The sequence below is a fragment of the Veillonella sp. AF13-2 genome, assembly GCF_003603295.1.
Taxonomy (GTDB): Bacteria; Bacillota; Negativicutes; order Veillonellales; family Veillonellaceae; genus Veillonella; species Veillonella parvula_E.
In genome coordinates this window covers 362,071-373,819 of sequence record NZ_QTMT01000003.1, presented here as the reverse complement: position 1 = coordinate 373,819, position 11,749 = coordinate 362,071, and the positions used below count along the sequence as shown (strand labels likewise).

General features: G+C 36.7%; 14 protein-coding genes and 3 tRNA genes. 2 read left to right on the top strand and 15 right to left on the bottom strand.

What is annotated here, in order from left to right:
- Positions 1 to 64: 64 nt before the first annotated feature.
- The 4 genes from DWV85_RS07585 to DWV85_RS07570 form a co-directional block, all read right to left on the bottom strand.
- Entirely contained in the window at positions 65 to 1,012 is a 948-nt protein-coding gene (locus DWV85_RS07585) for a hypothetical protein (protein WP_060919504.1), read from the bottom strand.
- Between the two features lie 8 nt (positions 1,013 to 1,020).
- Entirely contained in the window at positions 1,021 to 1,959 is a 939-nt protein-coding gene (locus tag DWV85_RS07580; RefSeq protein ID WP_004693677.1) for a phosphodiester glycosidase family protein, read from the bottom strand.
- A gap of 11 nt (positions 1,960 to 1,970) precedes the next feature.
- Complete coding sequence (locus tag DWV85_RS07575) at positions 1,971 to 2,774, bottom strand: polysaccharide deacetylase family protein (RefSeq protein ID WP_004693679.1); 804 nt, start codon at positions 2,772 to 2,774, stop codon at positions 1,971 to 1,973.
- A 68-nt stretch (positions 2,775 to 2,842) separates the two neighbouring features.
- Positions 2,843 to 3,406 (bottom strand): nitroreductase family protein, encoded by a 564-nt coding sequence (locus tag DWV85_RS07570; protein ID WP_120056104.1) that lies wholly within the window; start codon positions 3,404 to 3,406, stop codon positions 2,843 to 2,845.
- Between the two features lie 205 nt (positions 3,407 to 3,611).
- Between DWV85_RS07570 and DWV85_RS07565 the strand changes: the two genes are divergently transcribed.
- A complete protein-coding gene (locus DWV85_RS07565; RefSeq protein WP_123138455.1) occupies positions 3,612 to 4,403 on the top strand; it encodes a carbon-nitrogen family hydrolase in 792 nt (263 codons plus the stop codon).
- Positions 4,404 to 4,509: 106 nt separating this feature from the next.
- On the opposite strand, the gene DWV85_RS07560 is transcribed toward DWV85_RS07565, so the two are convergent.
- The 8 genes from DWV85_RS07560 to DWV85_RS07535 form a co-directional block, all read right to left on the bottom strand.
- Positions 4,510 to 4,722: a hypothetical protein gene (locus DWV85_RS07560; RefSeq protein ID WP_123138454.1), complete on the bottom strand. Its 213-nt coding sequence runs from the start codon at positions 4,720 to 4,722 to the stop codon at positions 4,510 to 4,512.
- 54 nt (positions 4,723 to 4,776) lie between these two features.
- A complete protein-coding gene (locus tag DWV85_RS09415; RefSeq protein ID WP_243632550.1) occupies positions 4,777 to 5,133 on the bottom strand; it encodes a hypothetical protein in 357 nt (118 codons plus the stop codon).
- Between the two features lie 3 nt (positions 5,134 to 5,136).
- Positions 5,137 to 5,763 carry a hypothetical protein gene (locus tag DWV85_RS09410; protein ID WP_243632549.1) on the bottom strand — a complete coding sequence of 209 codons (627 nt, stop codon included), beginning with the start codon at positions 5,761 to 5,763 and terminating at the stop codon, positions 5,137 to 5,139.
- A gap of 51 nt (positions 5,764 to 5,814) precedes the next feature.
- Positions 5,815 to 6,213, bottom strand: coding sequence for a hypothetical protein (locus DWV85_RS09405; protein ID WP_243632548.1), 399 nt, complete (start codon positions 6,211 to 6,213; stop codon positions 5,815 to 5,817).
- A 182-nt stretch (positions 6,214 to 6,395) separates the two neighbouring features.
- Complete coding sequence (locus DWV85_RS07550; RefSeq protein WP_243632547.1) at positions 6,396 to 6,827, bottom strand: hypothetical protein; 432 nt, start codon at positions 6,825 to 6,827, stop codon at positions 6,396 to 6,398.
- Positions 6,828 to 7,219: 392 nt separating this feature from the next.
- A tRNA-Leu gene (locus DWV85_RS07545) sits at positions 7,220 to 7,305 on the bottom strand.
- A 12-nt stretch (positions 7,306 to 7,317) separates the two neighbouring features.
- Positions 7,318 to 7,393 (bottom strand) — tRNA-Phe (locus tag DWV85_RS07540).
- Between the two features lie 21 nt (positions 7,394 to 7,414).
- A tRNA-Asp gene (locus DWV85_RS07535) sits at positions 7,415 to 7,490 on the bottom strand.
- 335 nt (positions 7,491 to 7,825) lie between these two features.
- On the opposite strand from DWV85_RS07535, the gene DWV85_RS07530 reads away from it, so the two are divergent.
- On the top strand, positions 7,826 to 8,446 hold the full coding sequence (locus DWV85_RS07530) for a DUF2939 domain-containing protein (RefSeq protein WP_004697968.1): 621 nt from the start codon (positions 7,826 to 7,828) through the stop codon (positions 8,444 to 8,446).
- A 237-nt stretch (positions 8,447 to 8,683) separates the two neighbouring features.
- Here the strand turns inward: DWV85_RS07530 and DWV85_RS07525 are convergent, their stop codons facing one another.
- From DWV85_RS07525 to menE, 3 genes are read right to left on the bottom strand one after another with little or no spacing between them, the layout of a single operon-like run.
- Positions 8,684 to 9,061, bottom strand: coding sequence for a PaaI family thioesterase (locus DWV85_RS07525; protein ID WP_004697993.1), 378 nt, complete (start codon positions 9,059 to 9,061; stop codon positions 8,684 to 8,686).
- A complete protein-coding gene (menC, locus tag DWV85_RS07520) occupies positions 9,058 to 10,209 on the bottom strand; it encodes an o-succinylbenzoate synthase (RefSeq protein WP_123138453.1) in 1,152 nt (383 codons plus the stop codon). The genes DWV85_RS07525 and menC overlap by 4 nt, the downstream gene beginning before the upstream one ends.
- A 13-nt stretch (positions 10,210 to 10,222) precedes the next feature.
- On the bottom strand, positions 10,223 to 11,629 hold the full coding sequence (menE, locus tag DWV85_RS07515) for an o-succinylbenzoate--CoA ligase (protein ID WP_123138452.1): 1,407 nt from the start codon (positions 11,627 to 11,629) through the stop codon (positions 10,223 to 10,225).
- Positions 11,630 to 11,749: the final 120 nt, after the last annotated feature.

Here is an 11,749-nt window from a genome sequence, read left to right as displayed (position 1 = left end):
TTAGGGTACATACTATTATAGGAATAAAGCCTTTATAATGAAAGAACATTATAAAGGCTTTTTCTTAAGATTTCTTTTTACTACCACTACTATTTGATGATTTAGAAGATGTAGTATCTTCTGTTACCTTAGTAGTTTCTTCACTACCATTCTTAATGATGTTTTTTACATCTGATAATGTCAACTCATTAAATGTAGTAGGGTGGTTGTATTTGTAAACTGGATTGAATCCTACACCTAATTTACCAGTGTAAACAGTCAATGCATTATTGTCCTCATCAACACGGGCGATGTAAATGGTTTTGTCCATATCAACACCGATAAAGCGGAAACGCCCTTCAGGGTTGATAACACGCCATCCCCCTTCAATGCCGTTGAACATGAATACATCCCCAGTTCTCACATTATCGTAGAAGAAGTTATCTTCATCATAGAATACACCGATATGACCGATATCAGTAGCTTGCATGTAAACGCGACGTGTATCGTAGTTAGCATCGGTACGATAAATGCGATATGTGTGTTCTTGAACTTTTACCTTCATATACACCACATTTGTCGCTTCAGAGTACGCAGCATCTACAATTTTACTGCCCCGAGGCAAGTCTTCAAGTTTCGTATCAACTTCGTGTTCTGGATCATCCGCATTGAGGCGTGCCATGACAACATCTCTGGAGTCATATAAACCCATGACAGCATAGTTACGGTCTGGCATCCAGTTGAAGTAACTAATCGAACGGCCCTTCAAATCGATATTTGTAGGCTTACTTTCATTAGCCTTGTAAATTTTCAAAGAGTTTTCTGTAACAACGGCCATAAATTGACGGTCATAGGACACATATTTAGTGCCTTCCTTCACATCAGGGAAGTTTTTAGTATCATCTTTTGATGCGCCTGCTACGTTAAACTCTGTAGTCGGTGCAAACATATATTGATCAAGGTATAGGTATACCCCACCTTGCAGAAGAATACCTACCGCAAAGGCGCTCAGTACACGCGTAAAAGGTTTCATCTGTCCTCCTATTTCACGATAAACGCCGTTGGGATCATGCGTTCCCCTAACAAATCGGCAGGTTTATTTACGACTTTACCATTTAGGTACAAAGTTGAACTAGAACCGCCATCTAAATTTGCTGCAATGTAGCAACCTTTTTCAAATAGAATATCTTGTACGTCACGCAAGGTAGCACCAATGGAATACCCTGGTTGACGACCATCGATTACGAGGAATAGCACTGTACCATCTTTCTTTTGACCGATAGCAGTACGAGGACCTACGCCCCAGCCACCATCACCTTCGGTAATCATCTTCTTGCCATCAACGATAAGAGGCGGACCAAAGGTAATACCTTCCATGGCCTTCATATCACTGAGCTGAGTTTTATCATAGTTACCAGCGATAAGATTACCAGATTTAGAGAAACCTACAAAGTCTACGTCTTCATCAGGGCCTACATCCTTACCGATAACGTACTCACCGTCATGCAAGATGAAACCATATGGCAAACGGCCTGTACCAGTACCATTAGGGTCGTGGAAACCACCACCATTAATCGCTGCTACAGCATTATTCATTTTTGCAATATTACTTGTAGTATCGCCTTTTTCTTGAATATTAGCCGCTGTACCTACTTGAATACGACGAGGATCAGGAATTTCTAAAATATAGCCTACATAACGAGCAGACTGGATTTTTTCAAGATTTAAAGTCTTATCTTCACGAGCATTAAACTTGAACAAATCTTGGCTTTTAACAACCCCTACAGTCCCCAAAATAGATTGTAACTCGTCTTCATTAAACAACCATGTAATGTAATGAGGATGGCGAGATTGTAAGATAGCACCAATTACAGCGCGCTTTACATTATTAAATGGTCCAAAGAGCACCACGAAGGGTGATGTGACAACGGTAAATAAGAACACCATAATGATGAACTTTACCCAATTCTTTTTGAACAATGTATTTCTCCTTATAAATCAGTGAAATGTTCGGTGCTAATGCGTTCTTCAAAATGCTTGATATCCACCGCATTGCCTACCCAAACACGCAAAATATTATATGGATTATCACCAGTATGAGCCCAGCCAGATTTCATAGCCATCCCCATTTTAATGCCAGCTTTCTTAGATGCTGAGTCGGTGAATTCATTTTTATCTCCATATGGATAGCAGAACCAAGGATTATCCTTAATGCCTACTTCTTTAGCAAGTGCCTCTTGGGCCTTTGTTATATTTTCAATTTGTTTTGCTTCCGACAATTGACCCATTTCTATGTGTTGGAAACCATGGTTTGAAATAGTAATACCATTTTTGTGCATTTCACGCACTTGATCCCAAGTTAGACGCGTCCCAACATCGCCAGGATTGATAAATACAGTCGCCGGGAATCCATATTCTTTCATAATTGGATATACGATAGAATACGTATCTGCATAACCGTCATCAAAGGTTAACACAACAGGTTTTTCAGGCACCGCAGCACCATTTACAACATAATCATACAATTGATCCATCGTCAATGGATTATAGCCATTATCCTTGAGAAACTTCATTTGTTCTCTAAACAAATCCTCCCGAATAACTGCATCATTATCTTTGTCGTCGCCGACTTTATGATACATAAGAACAGGAATCCCCGTTGGATGTACCATCTTAACTTCTTTTGCAGGCGGTACTGAACTAGTAGGTTCTGTTTTTTGTGAAAGCAATCCACAACCTGCCACCACCATTGCCAATACCAAAACTAACAGTGTTACCAACGGAATCCGTTTCATAGGTCCTCCTCTATTAGAACACAATTATATACAGAATATTATAACATTTCCATGAAGAATAGTAAAAATTAACGCTTTATTAGTACTTCATCAATCGATTTCCGAGGTCTAGGATACATGGACTCATCTGGAATACCTATAGCAATGATTGCCTGTACATCGTGAGGAATATTTAAAAAGGCTTTACTTTCACTTTGCATAAAATACACATCATTCATCCACAGTGTGCCTAACCCAATCGCTTTAGCTCCCAGTAGAATATGCTCTACAAAAGCACCAATAGCTTGTAGATCACTTTTCTCCCACACGCGAGTATAGTCAGGCAAGTGATCATAAGGATTAACTACAAAGAGTAAATCGCTAGCTGTTTGCATAGCCTTAAGGCTAATTTCTAAGCTGCCAAAATGTTCTTTTCGCTCTTTATATTGCTCTAACACCTGAAAGCCTAAATTCACAAAATGTTCTTTCTCCACTGCCGTCACATGAATAACCTGCCAGGGCTGACGATTTTTAGGCGATGGAGCTCGCATTCCGAGGGCTACCAAATTTTGAATTATGTCTTCTCCAACCGAAGAAGATTTTTTATACCGACGTACGCTAGTTCGCGCATTTATAACATCTATTATTTCCATATTTTCACCAAAAGATCTAACATTATCTAAAGTAATAACCTATATCTCCATAAATAGTATGCAAACCATTATTATCAAAAGATTGTAAAAAAATTAAACTAGCTTTATCGACTCTTATATTGTAATACACTCAATAATGCTTTAATATTCTAATTATAATACACATTACTAGAATTATACTCATCTAATAGATAAAGGATTCTCTATGAAAAAACGCTTAAGCCTTATACAAATGGACGTCCATGTAAACGAAGTGGAATACAATTATGTGCGCGTCCAAGAATTACTTTCACAAGCCCTATCAGAAAAGCCTGACATTATCGTCTTGCCCGAAACATGGAATACAGGATTTCATCCATCTAAGGATTTAATCAATATTTCTGACAGAAATGGAGAAAGAACAAAAGCTTTATTAAGTACATTCGCAAAAGAACACAATGTAAACATTGTGGGCGGTTCTGTAGCCGTAGCAAAAGAGGATTTAGTATTTAATACCTCCTATGCTTACAACCGTGAAGGTACGCTCGTAGGAGAATATTCTAAAATGCACGGATTTAGCCCTGCTAAAGAGGATACCTATTTTGCTAGCGGTACCCATACTACGCATTTTGAACTAGATGGAATCACTTGTAGCACCGTCATCTGTTACGATATTCGCTTTCCTGAGCTCGTAAGAATGGCTGCATTATCAAATACAGAGTTATTATTTGTACCTGCTCAATGGCCTACTATGCGTTTACGCCACTGGCAAGTATTAAACGAAGTGCGAGCTATTGAAAACCAACTCTTCTTATGTGCTGTCAACGGCTGTGGTACAATAGGTCGAGTTCAAAGCACTGGTCACTCCGCTGTATACGATCCATGGGGTACAAACCTCCTCGAAATGGACACTAGGGAGGGCATCTCATCTGTAGATATCGACCTCACCGTAGTAGAGGATATTCGCAATAAAATTAACATTTTTAGAGATCGCAAACCTGAACTCTACAAACTATAAAACAAAGGCACATTGTATTGAACACCCATCTAAAATTATTTCATTGTTAGATAGCCTATTCATATGACAATGTGCCTTTTTATTTTATTTATGGAATTCATATACATTAAAACTCAATAAGCTTCCACATATCCTCTGGAACCTGTTCTAGAGGTTTATTTTTCGCAATTGCTTCTTTTAGAATATCAATAGTATCTTGCACATCTTGTTTATCCTTTGTATCAGGATCATGAAGGATGACACGATTTAAAGAATCTTCACCAAATTGTTTTAAATACTCTGTTTCCACTTGATTAAGTTCACGGCGTAAATATTTCATAGCTATCACACTTCCTATATAAAAATCTAAAATATTTATCTACCTTTTATATTATCAACCTTGTTGACAAAAATAAATTATATAATCTTTATTAGGACTGACTGCAGCTCCCAATGCATATGGATGATTCCAACTTCCACCAAAATCAAATAGATAAATCACATACTCATCAGGTATTTTTACAGAGTCTTCGTTAAAGGATAATCTATGTAAATATTGTTTCTGAAGTCTTCGATTCTCAGTTTCCGTATAAGTTGGATATGATTTATCCTTAGATAAACTAGTTTGGTTTATTTGTTTAGGTTTTAATTTATCTCGCTCAGCTTCTATGCGCTTACGAGTCTCGACATACCGTTTAAACTTTGCATCCCGATCTTCACCATCAATCTTAACCTTATTAAATTCACTCAAAATTTAATTTTCTAACTCATATAATTCATCAACAGTTTTATCAATAGGATTATCCAATCTATTTTGAATAAATTTCCCCATAGGAACCGTTGTACTTTCAACAAGCACCATGGATTTAGGCAACAATTGTGCTAAAGTATCTGCATGAGTCATATCCGAATCAACATATTGTTTTACATATACATTTTCTAAATCAGATTTGGAAATAACTAATTTGGAATTTATACGTGCTTCATCAATATATGACTTTAATTGCTCAGACGTACCGCCAAATGCAAGTTGTATATGTGAACCGCCTTGCAAAAATCCTGGATTACTATGCATATGAATATTCTTAGCAAAACTTGGTATTCTTTTAGGAAAACCAGGAATTGTAGAAATCACTTTATAATTCTTAGGATCGTTGATAGGATACTCAATTAACTCTATAGGTTTAAGGAAACTTTCTAAGAAATCTTTAATCTCAGCTTTTGATCTAGCCGTATATAAATTGTGCTCTTTACCTTTATTTTTATCTAAATATTCTCGAAGTTTCTTTTCATCTGCTACTTTTTTCTCCGAACGTGTCCGATAATTGAGTGTATCAACTAAATTTGTTAATTTAACTTCCCCCTGACCATTCTTTTTCATATATGGGCTTACGACACGTAATGGTTTATCTCGACCTCCGATGAAATAGCCTTAACTACGTGTTTTTTCATTATTATAGTTTTTAATTTGTTTGAGCGACTTTTCATCCTTATCATTGTAAAGAGGATCAAATGTCTTATACTGATTTCCAAAATCTGCTTTTTGTGATACTTTTAGTCGCTGAGCAGAATGCTCCTGTTCTTGCGCATTTAATAACACCAGTTCTTCAATTGAAAGTTTCCTTGGATTTCCTGCACTATCTTTTACTATATTTCTGATAGCACCAGGAATCACCTCAATCCGCTCTAATTTTAAATTTTCTGTTGAATTTATATCACTTACAATACCTACATTTATATTTTTAACTGGTTCTTGTAGGTTTGCAGCAGAACCAAGTTGAACTGAAATCGCTAGCGAAAGTATCGTTAATGATATATTTTTCTTTTTCATATATTCCCTCTATAAAAAACGGCGTATTAACGCCATTTTTGTCGCTTCTATATATTAATCAATAATAATAGAGTATTACCAAACTGTATCGCCCGAAATATAGGAATTAATAACACCTATGATGAGCTTATAGATCAGTGGACAGCCCTATCGTCAACAATGATAATCGATATGTAATTACATCAACGGATAATTCTTCTAATAATAAGGACAGATAACACAATGATACCAAGGACTATACTCCCAGCTACTATATAAGGCCATATAAGTACATCCCGTACATCATTCAATATTTTTATATCAAAGATTGGCATATAAAGTAGTAAGTTCACCAAAATCCAACCGATTGGTCCTATGAACTTTAGCTTCTTAATCGTATCCATTTTATCTAGAATAGACTCGGTTACCTCTGAATCCTTTTCGACAGATACGTATTCTTTATTAATGTAAAAGCCTTTTGAGTATTCCGTTTCAAAAGCCCACTCTTGAACAGAAAATGTAGCAGTACCATCAACATTTTCATACTCTTTATATTTAGCAGTATCAGTAGTACCTACGTCTACCTCACCCCAAGTGCCTGTTACCATCTCATAACCACTATCTACGAGTTTCATATCGGCTGGTAGCGCTTTTCCACACAACTTGGAAACTGGTACGCATCTCGCTTCTTATCCCAACTGAGCCAAAACTCTGCATTATTCTTATGTCTAACTAACTTATACTCATACCCAATTTTTCCATGAGTATCAATATAGCGTATTTTGCCTAAAATCGTATATAAATCCCTTCGGATACGTAATGTCTCGCCATAATTAAAAACCATAATCTTCTCTCATATTGAAAACTATATATAAATGTATATTACTAATTACTATGATTGTACACGGATTGTGAAAACCTGCCAACACTTCTCAGATTTAAAAGGAGAAGATAAACTCATTAAATATATTTTAATATCAAAATAACGAAAAAAAGACCTACAGTAAACTGTAGGTCCTTATATTTTTGGTGCGGTTGGCGGGACTTGAACCCGCACGAGCGTTAGCTCACCACCCCCTCAAGATGGCGTGTCTGCCATTCCACCACAACCGCATGGAATACAAATGGTGCCTCAGGACAGAATCGAACTGTCGACACACGGATTTTCAGTCCGTTGCTCTACCAACTGAGCTACCGAGGCATGATTTTTTGTAAAAAAAAATGGCGACCCCGATCAGATTTGAACTGACGATCTTCGCCGTGACAGGGCGACATGTTAACCGCTACACCACGGGGCCGCGTATCAACTCGCGTTGACTACTTGTACATAATATCATGGATTTTAGAGCAATGCAACTATTTTTTTAAAAAATATTATTACAAATCTATGAAAATAATTGATTATATTTGATAATCGTTATTTTATAGCTTTTATAAAAGTATATCTATATTATATTACAGGAATCCACCCTTTATCGTCATAATTCGTCAGTTTTCGCAATAGTACAATTTTCTCTATAAGCTATAATAGGTATACCCTTTACTAGAAATCATCCTATTCTTTACTCAATATGCTACAATATGTATATATTCAATATGAAAATGCCGCTATAGAAACATGAAAGGATTCGCTATGAATAAGTTCAATTCAAAAGGTATTATTATCGCTCTTATCATAGCTATTGTAGGAGCGATGGCCGCAGCATGGTACTTCTTATGGTATGTACCACATACACCAGCCTACACATTAAAAATCATTCACCAAGCAGTACAAGATAAAGATGCAGACGAAGCATTACGCCACGTAGATATAAAATCCATTGTAAAAAACATTGTAGAACGAGAAGGCAATAAATATGTCGATACATCTACCCCACTTGGTAAAGCTACAATAGCAGCTACCAAAACATTTGGACCAGCTCTTATCGAAGACGTAATACGGACATATATCGAAGATCCTGACAGTTTTAAATCTGAATCACCTACCAATAATACTACTACAGCAAATGATGATAATAAGTCTATGGTAGATCGTCTTGTAGAAGGTCGCCTATTTAAGGAACATGATGTAGAGGTTAAAAACCTGAAGTCAGAAGATAATGGTGATACGGCTACTGTGACTGTAACGATACAAAATAATAAAAAGAATATGACAAAAGATATAAGAGTTTTGATGCGTCATTTAGGAGATGGAACATGGGTAATTTACGATATTCCTGATATCGAGGACCTATATACTATCACTAGAAAATAAATATCTTTGTATTTTCTAACATTTTAAATTGCAGATCTTAGAAAATGTAAAAAAAATCTATGTCGTTTTTCTAGACGAGCCATTTACATTGTAAAACCAACAAAGGACAGTATCTACTGAAAAGTATATACTGTCCTTTTATTATCCTATAATCTTAACAATCGTAAGTTCTCATGTAGGACGAAATTATACATAACTTAATTAGCAAATATAACTAAATCCATTAAAAATGAGATTTTATCTATCAAAATCTACAATAGCCAAGGTTACAGTCACTTGTGAAATAAGGCGTTGTGCATCATCTATCATATCAAAGCGCCACACATGGGATGTCTTACCTTTTACTAGTAAAGTTCCTAACGCTGTTAAGGATCCTTCACACTTTACAGGGCGTAGATGGTTAGCAGTTACAGATTGTCCTACACCAAATTTATGAGAACCTACCAGTTCATTACTCATCATACCTGCAATAATTTCTGCAAAAGCTAATGTAGCACCACCGTTTAAATAGCCTTGTGGTTGTTTGTGAAACTCAGTTAAATTCATTTTTGCAATACATGTGTTATCACTCGTCATACGAGGAGCATCAATTTGTAAGGATTCAATTAAATTCATAGTGTTCGTTTCTCCACACAATACGCCTCTAGTCTATCATCAAAGACTGTTACACCTAGTCCATCTCCATCGGGAACATGCATAACACCATCTTTAAATGTTAAATCTGGGAAAATAAGATCTTGTCCAAAATATCTATTTGAGTCAGATAAATCCCCTGCCATATAGGAATCTCCTAATGCGGATAGCTGGACATGAAGCATTTTAGAAACCCCTGACTCTACCATGCTACCAATCCAATAGGGAATATGACGTTCTCTACATAGATTAATAGCCGCTTTTGTTGGAATAAGCCCCCCCATGCGCCCTACTTTTATATTAAGCACATCAATCAAACCATATTCGATAGCATAGGACAAATCATCATATCCTAAAATGGACTCATCTAAACAAATTGGCGTATAGATTTTCCAATCACCATGATTAAGACGCTCCCACTTCCAATCTTTATAAGATTGAAGGTTTGCCATCGCAAAGGGCTCTTCAATACAAGCTAGACCTAAATCATCATACTGACGGACCTTATCTATTTCTTGATATGAATAGCTTCGATTTGCATCAGCCGCTAAGACCAAATCCGGATAATGTTTGCGAACTAAAGCTACGCGTTCATAACCATCTATAGGATTTACCTTTAATTTAATCCGCTTACAACCATTTACTACATGATGCGCTACAACATCAAGTAATTGGTCTATTGGCACATCACCGACGACGATACCACTTTCAATTGTCTCTTGTAAAGGTTGATCCATAATGTAGGAAACAGAATTTACACCTATCCGTTCACAATGAAGATGAATAAGCGCATTTTCTAGAGCCGCAATAGCCATAGGCATATTATCTCGATTGAGCCAAAACTGTAATTGTCGTACATAGGTCATCAGTGGTTTAGGCCGCATCAAGCGCAAATTAAAGATATAATCGTCTACCATAGCTTTCCAACAGGTTTCTACGGTCTCAAATGTATAGAATGGCTCTGTGAAAGCTACGCATTCCCCATATCCTACATACCCTTGTTGGTCTTCAATACGAACAACGATAGTCTCTCTTTCTTTCACCTCGCCCTTGGCAGTCTTAAAATTGAACTTCAGTGGCAATTTAAGGCGATATGTAGTTATACTTTTAAAGTTTAAAATATTATTCATAGGCGCCTCAATTTTATAATTTCAGTTCATTACGCAATATTTTGCCAGTTCCATTTCGAGGCAATGCGGTTAATGCTTTTACATATTTCGGAATCTTATATTTTGCTAAAAAGTCTGTCATAAAGGCTAGAATATCCTCTGGTGGCAGACTTTTACCATCATGAAAGGCCACAAAGAGTGCTGGCACTTGTCCCCATTTAGCATCAGGTACAGGCACAACGACACATTCCTTTACCGATGGCAACGTATAGACCAAATCCTCTAGTTCTTTAGGGTAAATATTTTCACCCCCAGAAATGATGAGGTCTTTACGGCGATTCAAAATATAAACGAAACCGTCTTCATCGATGTAACCAATATCATCTGTATTAAAGTCTCCATCGATAGGTTCCTTGTTGATGTAACCAGTCATAACCATCGGGCCCGTCAAATGAATTTCGCCTACCCCATCTGTATCAGGATTATCGATACGAACCTGCATGCCAGGCAATGGCTTACCTACAGATTCTCGTTTATGAGGATACTCCAATACAGAGAAGGTCACACTTTGACTAAAGGTTTCCGTCATGCCGTAGGTCTTATAGATAGGCAAAGATTTCTTTTCACAAGCTTCGATGAGAGCCATGGGAATGAATTCTCCACCGAGCAATATAACACGTAATGCATGGTGCGTAATATGTGGCTCTAATTGAGTCAAAATGGTAGGCACTAAGGACATCATATTGATTTGCTCAGATTCTATAAGTTTGAGAACTTGAGTTTCATCATATTTAGGCAAAATAGTGACAGCCGTCCCGTTATAAAGAGACCTCATCAAAATAGATAAACCACTCACATGAAACAGAGGCAGTACCATTAACCAATTATCCTGCTCCGTTTTCCCTAGTACCTCTTGGGATGCTTGTACATGAGCTTTAATCTGCCCCCATCGAAGCGGTACAGACTTAAATTGCCCCGTAGTAGCGCTCGTATTCATGATAGCAGCTATATCTGTGTCCACAAAGACCCAATCAAAGGAATCCTCGACCACTAAATCCGATAGAATTCTTTCTAGAGTTTCAAACTCAATTGTAACAATTGAATTAGAGGCCTTCGAATCAACAAAATGAGATAATTGATTACGTCGTTCTTTACTATGTAATACGGTGGTAACACCTAATTGATCCAATTGGTTTTTTATTTCCTTTGGCTTAAGATGTACATTAAGTAAAAGTACCTCTTTATGAACTAGCATAGCAGCCAACACATACATTGCCATGGTCACAGAGTTATCGGATAAGATAGCCACTCGAGATGCGTCTAAAGGCAGTAAATTACGAGCCACATGGAGTACACCACGGTATATATCGTTATAGGTATATTCATTTATACATTTACGATTAGGATAGTGCTGTGCACCATAACGTAACCACTCCATCATCTCACCTCGTATCTAAACCTAATCACTAATACGTAATCATTAATTACCAATTACCAATAAATAGTAAATAATAAGTAATAACTAAAAAAATAATAATTGAAATATGATAAATAAAGAGAT